Genomic DNA, 13,916 nt, shown 5'->3' with positions numbered 1-13,916 from the left:
CCGCGGCCGCGCCGAGGATGAACATGCGCATCAAGACGGTCCAAGCCTGGTGGATTCGCATACCGATCGAGGCCGCGAAGCAGCACCGCAGCGACTTCGGTCAGGTGGCGACGTTCGACGCCGCCATCCTGCGCATCGAAACCGACGACGGGCTGGTCGGCTGGGGCGAAGGCAAGAATGCCGCCGGCAGCGCCGGCAGCTACGGCGCCCTCGTCCATTTGCTGAACCACGAGGTCGGCCCACAGCTGGTCGGCCTCGACCCGGCCGACATCGGCGTCATCTGGGAGATGCTCTACAATGGCGTCCGCCACGACAGCGCCGCCCGCGCCGGCCACGCCATGCCGCAACTGGCACGACGCGGCATGAGCATCGCCGCTATCAGCGCCGTCGACATCGCATTGTGGGACATTCTTGGCAAATCGCTCGGCGTTCCGGTCTGGCGGCTGCTCGGCGGCCGCAAGCTGGACCGCATGCCGGCCTACGCTTCCGGCGGCTGGGCCACTGCGGAAGACATCGGCGACCAGCTGCAGTCCTACATCGCCAAGGGCGGCTTCAAGGCGCTGAAGATGCGGGTAGGCGCCATGGACGGCGCCCCGCACGTCTCCGCGGCCCGCGTCCGCGCCGCAAGACAGGCGCTCGGTCCCGATGTCGACCTGATGGTCGACGCGCACGGCACCTACACGGTGGCCGAAGCCAAGCGCTTCATTCATCTTGCCGGCGACCTCGATCTCGCCTGGTTCGAGGAGCCGGTGATTGCCGACGACAAACCTGGCATGGCCGAGGTGCGCGCCTGCGGCTCGATCCCGATCGCCACCGGCGAAAGCGAGGCGACACGCTATGCCTTCCGCGACCTCGCCGTGCTCAGATCCGCCGATATCTTCCAGCCGGATCCGGCCTTTTGCGGCGGCATCAGCGAGGCGATGAAGATCGGTACCATCGCCAGCGCCTTCAATCTGCGCTTTGCACCGCATCTTTGGGCCGGTGCGCCCTGTTTCTTTGCCGGGCTGCATATCTGCGCCGCATCGCCGGCGAGCTTCACCGTCGAATATTCGCTCGGCGCCAACCCCATGATCCACGATCTGATCGAAGAGACTGTCGAAGCAAAGGACGGTATGGTAGCGATCCCTGATAGACCCGGGCTGGGATTCACCATTTCGGAGCGGTTCCTGGAGGCGCACGCGCAACACGGCTGACAATGAAAGAAAAGAACCTTCTCGCGGAACTCGCCGCCTATCTGTTCTCCCATTCGGACAAGGAGACGGGCCGCACGCCGTCGGAGCGCGAACTGGCAGAGCATTTCAGCGTCAGCCGCGGCCAGATCCGCGAGGCGTTGGCCATTCTCGAGGCCATGCGCATCGTCGAGCGACGGGCGAAATCCGGCATCTACATCGATACAAAGCAGGCGAGCGTCGAGGCGATGGCGCTGTTCGCCCGCGCCGGCCTGCCGCTCGATCCTGTCCAGATCTACGAGACGGTCGAGTTGCGCAAGATCCACGAGATCAAGGCCGCCGAACTTGCCTGTTCGCGCGCCACCGAGGAGAATTTCGAGCGGCTGCGCGAGATTCTGAAGGCCTCTGAGGAGCGTATCGCCGCCGGCGAAGGCCTTGCCAGGGAAGACCGCGAGTTCCACCTCGAGATCGTGCGCGCGACCAAGAACAGCGTCTTCCACAATGTCTGCAGCGTCTACTACATGATGGGCGAGCTGCGCCTGCCGATCTATTTCAACGATCCCGAACGCAGCGTGCGCTCGCATGCCGAGCATATCCAGATCTATGAGGCGCTGCTGCGCCGCGACGGCAATCTCGCCCAGGCGCTGATGAGCGCTCATCTGCAAGGCGCGGAAAGCTACTGGAAGGGGCTGATCGAAGGGCGTGAGGCGGAACCGCACAGCCCAGCGCTCGAAAAGGCCTGAAATGCCCAAGATCCTGTCGACACACAGACTGCACCCTCGTGCCTCTTCCATGCTGACAGGGGCCGGCGAACTCGTCGTTGCTTCCGCTCTCGACGCGCACACGCTGGCCGCCGAGGCAAGGGACGCCGATGTCATCATCGTTCGCGCTCCCTTGCCGGCGGCGCTTTTCGAAGGCGCGACGAAGCTCAGGGCCGCGATCCGCCACGGCGCCGGGCTGGACATGGTGCCGATGGAAGCGGCCAATGCGGCCGGCGTGCTGGTGGCGAACGTGCCGGGAGTGAACGCGCGGTCGGTCGCCGAATATGTGATGTTCGCGGCACTGGCGCTGCTTCGGCGCTTTCGTGTGTTGGACCGCGATCTGCGGGCGAAGGGCTGGCTGGCCGGCCGCGAACATACCGTCGTGGCCAGTGAGCTTGCCGGCAAAACAATCGGCATCGTCGGCCTCGGCGCGATCGGTCAGGCGGTTGGTCATATCGCGGCACATGGTTTCGATCTGAATGTGGTGGCGACGACGCGCAGCATGCGGCCGGCGCCGGAAAGGGTCGGCTTCCTGTCGATCGACGCGCTGATCGAGCAGAGCGACGTCATCGTTCTGTGCTGCCCGCTGACGCCGGAAACGCGCGGGCTGATCAGCCGGGAGCGTATTGACCGAATGAAGCCGGATGCGCTGCTGATCAATGTTTCGCGCGGGCTGGTGATCGATGACGACGCCCTGATCGAGGCCTTGCAGAAGGGCCGCATCGGCGGCGCCGCGCTCGATGTTTTTGCGACACAACCGCTGCCGCCCGACCATCCTTATTTCGGCTTCGACAACGTCATCGTCACCCCGCATATGGCTGGGATCACCGAGCAGTCGATGATGCGCATGGGCGTCGGCGCGGCGGGCGAAGCTTTGCTGGTGCTGGCCAACAGATTGCCGGTCAATCTGCGCAACCCCGAAGTGGTCGAGCACTACCGGCGACGGTTCTCTGTCGATCTCTGAGAGCGCCTCAATTTTCCCGAATTCGTCAGCGACGTTGCCAGCATGGGAAACGCCGCAAAAATCCTGCTGACCGCCGGTTTCTGCATGGCAACGGCGCAGGCCTTCGCCAACGAACAGGGCAGCTACGTGTTCTGCGACAACGGCCTGCGCTGCGTGGCGGCACCCTGTCCATCCAACAGCGCGCTCGACCTCGCCACCGGCAAGATCGTCAAGGGTGTTTCGATCGACATCGATCGTTTGCCGCAGCAAGACAAGGCGCTCGATCTTTCGGACAAGCTTTACGCCGGCAAGGTCGTTGTTGTCGGCTTCATCGAGAACCGCATCCGGACATTCAACGGCAAGCAGTATACTTTGCCTTGGCTGGTCGCCACCGGCATCGAACGCGCCGCCAAGGACAGCGAGCGCGGCCACTGCTCGTCGCGCTGACACGCCGCCACACACGCGCTACCATTTTAATTTGCAAGCAGCGCCTCGACTCCTGCGGCGATGCGCAACAGGTGGTGGTCATGGCCATTGCGCGCCACCAGCATCAGCCCGGCCGGACGCGTCATTCCCGGCATTGGCAGCGAGATGGCTGATAGATCGAACTGGTTGGCGACCTGCGTGTTACGCAGCAGAAGGCCTTCCATCCTGTTGCACAACGCTTCGTCGCCCGTCATCGACACGATCGTCGGCGCCGTCACTGGCGTGGTCGGGAGGGCCAACACGTCGACCGCCGCCAGCCGCTCGTCCATCGCAGCGGCCAGCGCCGTGCGGTGGCGCATGGCCCTGATATAGACCGTAGCCGGCATGGCGAAGGCGCGCGACAATGGCCCGCTTACCCGCGGGTCGACCGGCGTCGCCGCTCCTGTCGCCAGCCACTCGGCATGGATCTCCGCCCCTTCCATTGCTGCGATCGACGCGCGTTTGGTTGCCGCGCGCAGCTCGGCAAGCAGGTCGTCGATCGACATCTCCACAGGCCGCGCGCCGTTAAGCCCCATCTTGCGAAGGCATCGGTCGAACGCCGTCGCGACCTCTTCCTCCGTATCATCGAACAGCACGCCGTGCGGAATGCCGATGCGTAGGGCGGCCAGCGGAAGCGGCGACAGTGCTCTCGGTTCTTCGCCCCCCATCACCGCGTCGGCCGCCGCACATTCGGCGACGGTGCGGGCCAGCGGACCGATCGAGTCCAGTGTGGCCGACAGCGGAAACGCACCCGCGAGCGGCACGCGCCGCGCCGTCGGTTTGAAACCGACGACGCCGTTCAACGACGCCGGAATGCGCACCGAACCGCCGGTATCGGAACCGATGGAGATTTCGCTGGTGCCTTCGCCGACCGAAACCGCGGCGCCTGAGGACGAGCCGCCCGGAATACGGCTGGCATCACTTGCATTGCCGGGCGTGCCGTAATGCGGATTGACGCCGATCGCGGTGAAGGCGAACTCGGTCATATTGGTCTTGCCGAGGATGACTGCACCGGCTTGGCGCAACCGCCGCACGACAAGGGCGTCCCGCAGCGTGGGCGCAGCGGTGGCAAGCAGCAGCGAGCCCGCCGTGGTCGGCTCGCCGGCGACATCGAACAGATCCTTGATCGAGACGATCGCCCCGTCGAGCGGCCCGAGCGTGATGCCGGCTTTTCGCCGCGCATCGGCGGCGTCGGCCGCCGCCCGTGCAGCTTCCGGGTAGAGCTTTACGAACACGCTTTCATCGTCGGCGCGAGCGGCAAGCCGCGAGAGAATTGCTTCGAGGCGATCACGGGCTGATTGCATTTTCGGTGTCGGACTCCGCACGCCTGCAACGTCTTAAGGTAGCCAGCAACTGGCCGCAGGAGACATAACCCGGCACGGTCGGATTTGCACCTGTCGAACCGAAGGAGGAAGCCCGATGCTCTACAAAGGCAGCTGCCACTGCGGCAAGGTCGCGTTCGAGGTCGAAGGCGAGCTGACCGGAGCCGTGCGGTGCAATTGCTCGATCTGCTCGCGCAAGGGTGCGCTGCTATGGGCAGTGCCGCATGAGAGCCTGCGGGTGCTTGCCTGGGGCGATGATCTCGGCCGCTACAGCTTCGGCGCCCATGTTATCGCCCACCGCTTCTGCCGGAGCTGCGGCATTCACCCCTTCGCCGAGGATGTCGGCGAAGGGAGCGGGCGAAGTGCCTACATCAATATCCATTGCATCGACGCGTTGGACCTAGCCGCCGTGCCGGTCTTCGACTTCGACGGTCGTTCGGTTTAGGCCTCAGAATTGTCGATCGGCTTCGGGCCAAGGAAGAACGCCGCCAGTGCCGCCAGCAACGTCGCCGCCCCGCAATAGGCGAAGGCGCTGGCAACGCCGGTATTGTCGACCAGCAGGCCGCCGAAGACGGCGCCCAACGCGATGGCGACCTGGAACGTCATAACCATGAGCCCGCCGGCGCTTTCCGCCTGATCGGGGGCGGCCCGCACCAGCCAGGTCTGCAGCCCGACGGGGACGGCGCCGAAGGCGAAGCCCCAGCTGGCCACCGCTATTGCAGCCACTACGGGTGAGCCCCCGACCACCAGCAGCAGGAGTGCCGAAAACGCGATCAGCAGAGGCGCCAGGCTGACGGCTGCCTTGAGGCTGCGTTCGGCGATGAAGCCGCCGGCAAAATTGCCGAAGAAGCCACCGATGCCGTAGGCGAGCAGCACCAGAGAGATCGTCTCGATGTCCAGCGCGGGCACCTTCTCGAGAAACGGGCGGACATAGGTGAAGCCGGCAAAGTGTCCCGAGGCGACCAGCAGTACCACCAGCAGTGCTACCCTGATCATCGGCCGCTTCATCACCTCCAGCAGCGTACGAAAACCTGCTGTACCTGCAGGCGGCAATCGCGGAATGGTAGCCACCTGCACCAGCAGCGCCAGCGCGCCGACCACGGCGGCGATCATGAAGGCCGTCCGCCATCCCCAGATGTCACCGACATAGGCACCGACCGGAGCCGCGCAGACCGTCGCCACCGAAACGCCAGTGAGGATGATCGACATGGCGCGCGGCATCAGCCGCATCGGAACGAGCCGCATCGCCATGGCTGCCGACATCGACCAGAAGCCACCGAGACTGATCCCGAGCATGATGCGGGCGATCAGAAGAACGGGAAGCGACGATGCAAACGCGGCCACCAGGTTTGACAGCACGAGCAGCACCGTCAGCGCCCACATGACCAGCCTGCGGTCCAGCCGCTTGGTGACGATAGCCATGGTCGGCGCCGCTATTGCGCCAATGACGGCCGTCGCCGTTACCGCCTGCCCGGCGGCGCCTTCGGTGATGCCGAGATCCTGCGCAAGCGGCGTCAGCAGGCTGGCGGGCAGAAATTCCGCAGTCACCAGGCCGAAGACACCGAGCGCCAGGGAGACCACCGCCCCCCATGCGGGCTCGGATCGTTCGCCGGTTTCCGACGGGTCGAGAACGGCGTCCATGACGCCTGTCGCGGGTTCGGTCATGAATGATCTCCGATCTGGTTGCAGCGCAGCATCTGGCTGCAGTGCAACATAGGGAGTGACTGTCTGGAGTTTCCATGCTAGAAACACCATTATGTTTGACCGTTCGTCCAAAATCCCCACCACCGGCGATCCGCTGACGGACATATTGCGCGGATTGCGTCTCGAAGGCGTCGATTACGGCCGTTGCGAGATGAAGGAGCCCTGGGGCATCCATTTTCCGGCTCAGGCGGCAGCACGGTTTCATTTCATCGGCCGCAAAGGCTGCTGGTTGCTGCAGCCGTCCGGCGAATGGGTCGAGCTCAAGGCGGGCGACGCCGTGTTGTTGCCGCGCGGCTCAGCCCACACGCTGGCGAGTGAACCGGGCATCGAGGCGGCGCCGATCCACGGCTATGAGGTCGAGGAGATCTGCAAGGATGTCTATTGCATGTCGAATGACGGCGTGCCGGGCTGCCGGCCAGGGACCTTGCTGTTTTTCGGCAGCATGTATTTCAATCTCGATGGCTTGCACCCATTGCTCGGCATGATGCCGGACGTGATGCGCGCGCACGAGCTGGAAGCCTATGAGCCGGGCATCCCGCATCTGCTGGAGGCGATGGCCCGCGAGGTGACGATGGAGCGCGTCGGCTCCGGCGGCATCCTGGCGCGGCTGGCCGATGTGCTCGCCGCAACCGTCATCCGCTCATGGGTCGAACGCGGCTGCGGCGACTCCTCCGGATGGATTGCGGCGGTGAGGGACCGCGAGATCGGCCGGGTGCTGGCCGCGATCCACTTGGAACCGAACCGCGACTGGACGGTGGAGGCTCTGGCAAGGATGATGGGCGCGTCGCGATCGGGTTTTGCCGAGCGCTTCGCCACCATCGTCGGCGAGACGCCGGCAAAGTATGTCACGCAGGTGCGGATGCACCAGGCGCGGCAATGGCTGGTCCGCGACCGGCTGAAGATTTCCGTCGTCGCGGCGCGCCTCGGCTACGAATCCGACGCCTCTTTCAGCCGCGCCTTCAAGCGGGTCATCGGATCGCCGCCCGGCCATTTCCGGGCCGAGGAACAGGCGGAGATCCGCCAGGCCGGCTAAAAACTGGCCGAGCTCATTGCTCGGTGATGCAGGCCGAGCCGGCGCTGCTCTTGCAATATTTGCCGGAAGCCCCGCATCTGCCATCCGAGACTTCGACGACGGTGCCGCTCAACAACAGCTTGCAGTCGCTGGTGGACAGATTGACCGTGCCGTTAAGGCCTTTGATCTTCTTGGCGTCCACCTTCGCGCCGGCGACAACTTTCTTGGCTGCCTGCGCCTCGCTCAGATGTGCGGACGACAATCCCATACCCGCGACAAGCAGGATAGTCGCAAAACTGCGGAACAGATTTCCCATAGCCAACCCTCCGTATTTGGGCCTCCGAATTTGGGCATGCAAAGCCCTTTTTGGGACCGAAGGATCAGCCTATTCGACAAATCGGAGCATCCGCATCCCCCGTACGGGGGATGACGAGAGACTAGAGCTTTTTGCAGCCACATGGAATCACTTGGCGTCGCACAAATTCGGCTAAAACAAATAGATAGAGCGGATGCACGGTTCAATTTGAACGCATTCCGCTCCAGCTGCGGCAAAGAGGCTTGTACTTAGCCGGCGTGACGCAGGCTTATTCCGCTGCCCTTGTCGAACAGCACCACCTTTTCCGGGTTCCAGGCAAAGCGCACCGGCTGCTCTATCTGCACGTCGGTCCTGGCCGGCACAGTGGCGCGCAGCATGGTGTCGCCGACCCGCAGCGTCAGGATCTTCTCCACGCCATGGTTCTCGACATCGTGGACCCGCGCCTCAACCGGCGCGCCGGTCTCGAGATAGACGTCCTCGGGACGAATACCGAAGACGAGCGGGCGACCGTCGGTCGCCACGCCCGTCTTGGCACCCCCCGAAGTCTTGGCACCCCCCGCAAGCGGCAATTCGAAATTCAGCGGTGCCATCACCGCACGTCCGTTAACGAGCTTGCCGTCGATGAGGTTCATCGGCGGCGAGCCGACGAAGCTCGCCACGTAGGTGTCGCGCGGATTGTTGTAGATCTCGTACGGCGTGCCGGTCTGGACGATGCGGCCATGGTTGAGCACGCCGACCTTGTCACCCATCGACATCGCCTCGATCTGATCGTGCGTCACGAACAGGAAGGTGGCGCCAAGCTGCATCTGCAGGTTCTTCAATTCGGTGCGCAGCGCCTCGCGCAATTTGGCGTCGAGCGCCGACAACGGCTCGTCCATCAGGAATACCCTCGGCTTGCGCACGATGGCGCGGCCGATCGAGACGCGCTGCATCTCGCCGCCTGAAAGCCGGTCGGTCTTGCGATCGAGCAGATGCTCGATCCGCAGCGTCCTGGCAGCGCGGTCGACACGATCCTTGATCTCGGCGTCGGGCAGCCGGCGGATCTTCGGCTTTAGCGGAAATTCGAGATTTTCGCGCACCGTATAGCGCGGATAGAGCGAATATTGCTGCAGCACCAGGGCCACGTCGCGCTCCGCCGCGCCCCAATCGGCGACATCGACGCCGTCGATAAAGACCTGACCTTCGCTCGGTTTTTCCAGGCCGGCAATCATGCGCAGCGTCGTCGTCTTGCCGGCGCCGGTCTCGCCGAGCAGGACGAAGAACTCGCCGTCGGCGATGTCGAGATCGAGCCCGGTCAAGGCGGTGTGGTTGCCGAATTTCTTTGAGATGTTCTTGAGCTGGATGTGGGCCATCAGAGTCTCACTCCCAGCGACTTGCCGCTCGCCGTGTCGAAGAAATGCGCCTGGGCCGGATCGATCCTGGCGAAGACCCTTTCGCCGGGGCCGCCGATGAAGCCGCTCTTGGTGCGCGCGCGCAGCATCTTGGAGCCGACCTTGAGGTCGACGATGTCGAACGACCCGAGCGGCTCGACGATCTGCGTCTCTACCGGCAGGAACCCTTCGGCTGCTTCGCGGCGGACGAGAACGCCTTCCGGCCGGATGCCGAGCGCGAGCTGGCCGCCGGCATGGCCGTTGAGCTTCGACAGCAACGCACGCGGGAATTCGAAGCCGGCGGCCGCATCGCCGACCGTCACCGAGGCCGACGAGGCTTCCTCGGTCACCGAAGCGTCGGCGACGTTCATCACAGGGCTACCGACAAACTGCGCGACGAAAAGATTCGCCGGATGCGAATAGACCTCGTCCGGCGAGCCGACCTGCTGCAGCACGCCCTCATGCATGATGACGATCCGGTCGGCGAGGCTCATCGCCTCGATCTGGTCGTGGGTGACGTAGATGCTGGTCGAGCCCTGCTTGATGTGCAGCCGCTTGATCTCGGCCCGCATCTCCTCGCGCAGCTTGGCATCGAGTGCCCCGATCGGCTCGTCCATCAGCATCGCCTTCGGCCGCCGCACCAAGGCTCGGCCGATCGCGACGCGCTGCATGTCGCCGCCCGACAGCGCCGACGGTTTCTTGGCGAGGAGATCGCTGATCTGCAGCGTCTTGGCGACCGAGCGCACCTCGCTATCGATCTCGGCCTTGCTCTTGCGCGTCGCTCTCAGTGGAAAGGCGATGTTCTCGTAGACGCTCATATGCGGATAGAGCGAGAACGATTGGAAGACCATGGCGATGTCGCGGTCGGCGGCCTTGAGGTGCTGGACCGGCTTGCCGTCGATGAGGATGTCGCCGCCGTCGATCGTCTCCAGTCCGGCAACGGCCCTGAGCGTCGTCGTCTTGCCGCAGCCCGACTGGCCGAGCAGCACGATGAACTCGTTGTCGTCGATCTTCAGGTTGAGGTCCTTGATGACCTGGACGGCGCCGAAATATTTCTGGACGCCGCGAAGCTCGATCTGGGTCAATGCTGTGCCCCCGGATTTGCCCCTTGCCCGGTGCCGGCCTTCTCCTCCGGCGCGATCTTGGAGGTGATGTTGAAGCCGATCAGGCCGATCAGGATGATAGTCACGCCGTAGCTGTGCAGCAGCATATGCCATGGCTGGCAGAGCGCGATGATGCCGAGCACCATCAGCACCTGGCTGCCCGGTTCGAGATATTTCTGGTTGATGGCGCGAAAGCTCATTTGCGGATCGCTCCGAAGGACATGCCGCGCAACAGGTGGTTGCGAAGCAGGAAGGTGAAGATCGCGACCGGCAGCAGGAACAGGAAGGTTCCAGCAGCGATCACCGTCCAGTCCGGCAGGCCGGAGCCGATCTGGCTGGGGATGAAGGGCGGTGCTGTCTGGGCACGGCGGCTGGTCATGATCAGTGCGAAGGCATATTCGTTCCACGCCGTGATAAAGCAGAAGACGGCGGTGGCGGCGATGCCGGTGGCGGCCTCCGGCAGCACGATCTTGAAGAAGGCTTCCATGCGCGTGTAGCCGTCGACCAGGGCCGCCTCCTCATATTCCTTCGGGATCTCGTCCATGAAGCCTTTCATCAGCCAGACCGAGAAGGACAGGTTGAAAGCGGTGTAGAGGATGATCAGGCCGAGGTGGGAATCGTTGAGGCCGACCGCCCGGTACATCAGGAACATGGGGATGGCGACGACCACCGGCGGCAGCATGCGCGTCGACAGGATGAAGAAGAGCAGATCCGCCTCTCCCTTCACCCTAAAGCGCGAGAAGCCGTAGGCGGTGAAGGTGCCCATGCCGACCGCCAGGATGGTCGAGGTTATGGCCACGATCAACGAGTTCATGAAGCGGCTCGGATAGCCGGACCACTGCACCTGGCCCTTGCCGTCACGCACGATCTTTTCGCCGCCGTCGAAGACGACGCGCTCCCACCAGGGAGCGGCTGCATACTCCTCCGGCGACGCTGGGTTGCGTAGCTGCGAGCGCTTGGTGAACAGCTTGACGAAGGGCGATATTTCCGGCTGGAAGACGACCGTCGGCGGGATGGTAGTGGCGAGATTGCGCGGCTTGAACGCCGTCGAGGCAATCCAGTAGATCGGCGCCAGGAAGATGATCGTCACCAACAGGACGGCGACGATTGCAACGCGATTGAAGCCGATTTCGGAGGAGGTGCGCACGGCAGCCATCTCAGCGCTCCTTCACCTTGTTGAGGTATTTGACATAGATATTGGTGATAGCCAGCACCATGATCAGCACGATGTAGGCGAGTGCGCAGGAGCGCCCGGTCTGCCATTCTTGGAATGCCATCTTATAGAGCCGGATCGAGATCAGTTCGGCCGTCGGCTGGCTGGTCAGGATGTAGGCGAGATCGAAGGTCTTGAATGCCTCCATGGTGCGGAAGATGACCGCGATCATCAGGATCGGCGCCACCAGCGGCAGCGTGATGCGGAAGAAGGTGTAGAACGGCCCGGCCCTGTCGATCGCGGCTGCCTCGTAGAGATGCTTGGGCACGGCCGACAGGCCGGCCAGCGACAACAGCATGACGAAGGGCGACCACATCCAGATGTCGGTCAGCGCGACCGCATAGAGCGCCATTTTCGGATCCGACAGCCACTCGAAGGTGCCGAGGCCGAGCGCATAATTGATGATGCCGAAGGACGGATCGTAGAGCAGCTTCCAGAACAGGCCGACGACGGCCATCGACAGCATCATCGGCAACAACAGGAGCGTCGTCAGCAGGCCCTTGAGCGGAATGTCGCGGTTGAGCAGCATGGCCACGCCGAAGCCGACGAGCAGCTGGCCGGCGACTGAGATGATGACGTATTTCGCGGTGATGGCGAAGTTGGACCAGACATAGGGATCGCCGAGCAGGTCGCGATAGTTTTGCAGCCCGACGAAATTCGCCGCCGCGCTGGTCGAGGCGCGGAAATCGGTGAACGAATAGCCCAGCGAATAGATCAGCGGGAAGATGTTGAAGACGATCAGAAACAGGATCGTCGGGATGATGAAGAGATTGCGGATCGAAATGTCGCTGAGACCGCGAGCGGCGGCCCGCGAGGACCTGTCCAGCGTGGTGATCATCGTGGTCGCCAAGACCCTGCTCCCGGTTCAAAAATCAGAAAAAGAAACGGAGGAGGCACGAACGCCCCCTCCGTGAAACTTCATACTTATTGGCCGCGGCCGTATTTCTTGAAGGTCGCGTTCCAGTCGGCTGCCAGTGCGTCCAGCGTCTCCTTGGCGGTGCCTTCGCCGCCGATCATGTAGGGGTAAACGCGCTGGTTGAGCTGCTGCAGCAGTTCGGCATATTCCGGAACCGCCCAGAAGTCCTTGACCTTGAACATGGTCTCGTAGAACGCCTTGTTGTACGGCGTGGCGTTCTGGAATTCGGGCGACTTGAGCACGGCGGCACTGCAGGTGTAGCCGCCGAGCGCTGCCCATTTCTTCTGGGTCTCGTCCTTGATGAACCATTCAAGGAACTTCGTCGCCTCTTCCTGCTTCTGCGAGTAGGAAACGATGGAGATGCCCTGACCGCCGAGTGCGGCGAACTGGTCGCCGCCAGGTCCGGCAGGATTGGCGAAGAAGCCGGTGTTCTTGGCGTTCGGGTTCGACGCCTCGTTGATCAACGAGGGAAAGAACGCGAAGTAGTTCATGCTCATGGCGGCCAGGTTTTCAGTGATCGCCTGGTTGTCCTCGACGAAGAACGACTTGGCCCAGCCCGGAGGCGTGAACTTGTAGAGTTCCTTGTAGGCGTCGAGCGCCGCGATCGCCTTGTCGGAGTTGATGAAGCCATCGACCTTGTAGGTCTTATAGTCACCCAGCTCGCCGCCAAAGGAGAACAGCGCGTTCTCAAAACCCATCGCCATCGCGTCATAGGAATTGTCGGTGTAGATGGCGATGCCGTATCGCTTCTGATCCGGCCGGTAGAAGAATTCGGCGATGTCGCGCAGCGCCTTGAAATCCTTCGGCACGTCGAGATCGTAGCCATACTTGGCCTTGAAGGCTTCCTTTTCCTTGGGGTCTTCGAACCAGTCCTTGCGGTAGGACCAGCCCACCGCATCGCCTTCGAGCGGAATGGCCCAGTACTTGCTGCTGCCGCCCGGATATTCGGCATAGTATTTCACCGTCGCCGGCGCCATCACTTCGCCGACCTTGTGCTTGTTGAAGAAGTCGGTCAGGTCGACATAGTGGCCACCGGTCGAGCCGGCGCCGAGCCATTGCGAGTCGCCGACGACCATATCATAGGCGTCGCCATGGGCGTTGAACTCGGTGAAGGCCTTGGTCTGGAAGTCGGGCCACGGTGTGGTTTCCACTGTGATCTTGACGCCGGTTTCCTTCTCGTACTCGTTGCCGAGTTCCTGCAAGTAATTGGCCGGATCCCATTCCGCCCAGAATATGGTGAGTTCCTTTTCCTGCGCGTAGACGGACGTTCCGCAGGCGAGCACTAAGCCGATACCAGCAAGCACGCTGGTCATTGTCTTGCGCATAATGATTTCCTCCCTTGTGCGCATTCTACCGTTCATGAGAACCGGCAGCGAGGCCGGCCCTGGTAGTCCTCCCGTGACGGCACCGTTCCGGTTTGTGAGCCTCCTCGCTCGACCGAAACGGATCTCAGCCTTCACCTTTGATCCGCTTTATTTATTCTAATCTGGTATTACCAATTTCAGAGGCACGTCAAGCCCTTTCTTGGCCGATGGCGGGCAGGCTGGCAAGTCGGTTTCCGCAGTATCTCCCTGTTTTCCCTGAATTTTCCTACTATTTGATATACAAGGGCCTTGCCTGGA

15 protein-coding genes are annotated in these 13,916 nt (G+C 63.0%); 6 read left to right on the top strand and 9 right to left on the bottom strand.

The genetic code is table 11. The features are described 5' to 3' along the window. The first annotated feature begins 23 nt into the window (after window positions 1-23). The 4 genes from NKJ08_RS05490 to NKJ08_RS05475 are packed head-to-tail and all read left to right on the top strand — an operon-like array spanning window position 24 to window position 3,320. On the top strand, window positions 24-1,193 hold the full coding sequence (locus NKJ08_RS05490; protein WP_352525091.1) for a mandelate racemase/muconate lactonizing enzyme family protein: 1,170 nt from the start codon (window positions 24-26) through the stop codon (window positions 1,191-1,193). Between the two features lie 2 nt (window positions 1,194-1,195). After that, window positions 1,196-1,912 carry a FadR/GntR family transcriptional regulator gene (locus NKJ08_RS05485; protein ID WP_352525090.1) on the top strand — a complete coding sequence of 239 codons (717 nt, stop codon included), beginning with the start codon at window positions 1,196-1,198 and terminating at the stop codon, window positions 1,910-1,912. A 1-nt stretch (window position 1,913) separates the two neighbouring features. Beyond that, a complete protein-coding gene (locus NKJ08_RS05480) occupies window positions 1,914-2,894 on the top strand; it encodes a hydroxyacid dehydrogenase (protein WP_352525089.1) in 981 nt (326 codons plus the stop codon). A 42-nt stretch (window positions 2,895-2,936) separates the two neighbouring features. Further along, window positions 2,937-3,320: a DUF6748 domain-containing protein gene (locus NKJ08_RS05475; RefSeq protein ID WP_352525088.1), complete on the top strand. Its 384-nt coding sequence runs from the start codon at window positions 2,937-2,939 to the stop codon at window positions 3,318-3,320. 26 nt (window positions 3,321-3,346) lie between these two features. Here NKJ08_RS05475 and NKJ08_RS05470 read toward each other — a convergent pair whose 3' ends face one another. Further along, the gene (locus NKJ08_RS05470; protein WP_352781514.1) at window positions 3,347-4,642 is read right to left on the bottom strand and encodes an amidase; all 1,296 of its coding nucleotides are present in this window, start codon (window positions 4,640-4,642) and stop codon (window positions 3,347-3,349) included. Window positions 4,643-4,757: 115 nt separating this feature from the next. Here NKJ08_RS05470 and NKJ08_RS05465 point away from each other — a divergent pair, with 115 nt between their 5' ends. Further along, window positions 4,758-5,105 carry a GFA family protein gene (locus tag NKJ08_RS05465; RefSeq protein WP_352525084.1) on the top strand — a complete coding sequence of 116 codons (348 nt, stop codon included), beginning with the start codon at window positions 4,758-4,760 and terminating at the stop codon, window positions 5,103-5,105. Here the strand turns inward: NKJ08_RS05465 and NKJ08_RS05460 are convergent. Continuing rightward, window positions 5,102-6,325, bottom strand: coding sequence for an MFS transporter (locus NKJ08_RS05460; RefSeq protein WP_352525083.1), 1,224 nt, complete (start codon window positions 6,323-6,325; stop codon window positions 5,102-5,104). The genes NKJ08_RS05465 and NKJ08_RS05460 overlap by 4 nt on opposite strands. Window positions 6,326-6,416: 91 nt before the next feature. Between NKJ08_RS05460 and NKJ08_RS05455 the strand changes: the two genes are divergently transcribed. Next, on the top strand, window positions 6,417-7,397 hold the full coding sequence (locus NKJ08_RS05455) for an AraC family transcriptional regulator (protein ID WP_352777081.1): 981 nt from the start codon (window positions 6,417-6,419) through the stop codon (window positions 7,395-7,397). A 13-nt stretch (window positions 7,398-7,410) separates the two neighbouring features. On the opposite strand, the gene NKJ08_RS05450 is transcribed toward NKJ08_RS05455, so the two are convergent. The 7 genes from NKJ08_RS05450 to NKJ08_RS05420 form a co-directional block, all read right to left on the bottom strand. Next, window positions 7,411-7,692: a hypothetical protein gene (locus NKJ08_RS05450; protein ID WP_352525079.1), complete on the bottom strand. Its 282-nt coding sequence runs from the start codon at window positions 7,690-7,692 to the stop codon at window positions 7,411-7,413. Between the two features lie 248 nt (window positions 7,693-7,940). Next, the gene (locus NKJ08_RS05445; RefSeq protein WP_352525078.1) at window positions 7,941-9,044 is read right to left on the bottom strand and encodes an ABC transporter ATP-binding protein; all 1,104 of its coding nucleotides are present in this window, start codon (window positions 9,042-9,044) and stop codon (window positions 7,941-7,943) included. Next, window positions 9,044-10,147, bottom strand: a complete 1,104-nt coding sequence (locus NKJ08_RS05440) for an ABC transporter ATP-binding protein (protein ID WP_352525076.1) — start codon at window positions 10,145-10,147, stop codon at window positions 9,044-9,046. Before NKJ08_RS05440 ends, NKJ08_RS05445 begins: the two co-directional genes overlap by 1 nt. After that, window positions 10,144-10,365, bottom strand: coding sequence for a hypothetical protein (locus tag NKJ08_RS05435; protein WP_352525075.1), 222 nt, complete (start codon window positions 10,363-10,365; stop codon window positions 10,144-10,146). The genes NKJ08_RS05440 and NKJ08_RS05435 overlap by 4 nt, the downstream gene beginning before the upstream one ends. Continuing rightward, window positions 10,362-11,321 (bottom strand): carbohydrate ABC transporter permease, encoded by a 960-nt coding sequence (locus tag NKJ08_RS05430; RefSeq protein ID WP_352525073.1) that lies wholly within the window; start codon window positions 11,319-11,321, stop codon window positions 10,362-10,364. Before NKJ08_RS05430 ends, NKJ08_RS05435 begins: the two co-directional genes overlap by 4 nt. Window position 11,322: 1 nt before the next feature. After that, window positions 11,323-12,228, bottom strand: coding sequence for a carbohydrate ABC transporter permease (locus NKJ08_RS05425; protein WP_023675177.1), 906 nt, complete (start codon window positions 12,226-12,228; stop codon window positions 11,323-11,325). A 74-nt stretch (window positions 12,229-12,302) separates the two neighbouring features. Then, window positions 12,303-13,619 carry an ABC transporter substrate-binding protein gene (locus NKJ08_RS05420; protein WP_023675176.1) on the bottom strand — a complete coding sequence of 439 codons (1,317 nt, stop codon included), beginning with the start codon at window positions 13,617-13,619 and terminating at the stop codon, window positions 12,303-12,305. Window positions 13,620-13,916: the final 297 nt, after the last annotated feature.

Origin of the sequence: Mesorhizobium sp. M0244 (assembly GCF_040321795.1) — a bacterium.
In the GTDB taxonomy this organism is placed as follows: Bacteria; Pseudomonadota; Alphaproteobacteria; order Rhizobiales; family Rhizobiaceae; genus Mesorhizobium.
This window is presented reverse-complemented; position numbering and strand designations above follow the sequence as displayed.

Bases quoted from the DNA above. Each gene is read 5' to 3' on its own strand.
- NKJ08_RS05490 (WP_352525091.1), top strand. From the start codon at position 24: ATGCGCATCAAGACGGTCCAAGCCTGGTGGATTCGCATACCGATCGAG.
- NKJ08_RS05485 (WP_352525090.1), top strand. From the start codon at position 1,196: ATGAAAGAAAAGAACCTTCTCGCGGAACTCGCCGCCTATCTGTTCTCC.
- NKJ08_RS05480 (WP_352525089.1), top strand. From the start codon at position 1,914: ATGCCCAAGATCCTGTCGACACACAGACTGCACCCTCGTGCCTCTTCC.
- NKJ08_RS05475 (WP_352525088.1), top strand. From the start codon at position 2,937: ATGGGAAACGCCGCAAAAATCCTGCTGACCGCCGGTTTCTGCATGGCA.
- NKJ08_RS05470 (WP_352781514.1), bottom strand. From the start codon at position 4,642: ATGCAATCAGCCCGTGATCGCCTCGAAGCAATTCTCTCGCGGCTTGCC.
- NKJ08_RS05465 (WP_352525084.1), top strand. From the start codon at position 4,758: ATGCTCTACAAAGGCAGCTGCCACTGCGGCAAGGTCGCGTTCGAGGTC.
- NKJ08_RS05460 (WP_352525083.1), bottom strand. From the start codon at position 6,325: ATGACCGAACCCGCGACAGGCGTCATGGACGCCGTTCTCGACCCGTCG.
- NKJ08_RS05455 (WP_352777081.1), top strand. From the start codon at position 6,417: ATGTTTGACCGTTCGTCCAAAATCCCCACCACCGGCGATCCGCTGACG.
- NKJ08_RS05450 (WP_352525079.1), bottom strand. From the start codon at position 7,692: ATGGGAAATCTGTTCCGCAGTTTTGCGACTATCCTGCTTGTCGCGGGT.
- NKJ08_RS05445 (WP_352525078.1), bottom strand. From the start codon at position 9,044: ATGGCCCACATCCAGCTCAAGAACATCTCAAAGAAATTCGGCAACCAC.
- NKJ08_RS05435 (WP_352525075.1), bottom strand. From the start codon at position 10,365: ATGAGCTTTCGCGCCATCAACCAGAAATATCTCGAACCGGGCAGCCAG.
- NKJ08_RS05430 (WP_352525073.1), bottom strand. From the start codon at position 11,321: ATGGCTGCCGTGCGCACCTCCTCCGAAATCGGCTTCAATCGCGTTGCA.
- NKJ08_RS05420 (WP_023675176.1), bottom strand. From the start codon at position 13,619: ATGCGCAAGACAATGACCAGCGTGCTTGCTGGTATCGGCTTAGTGCTC.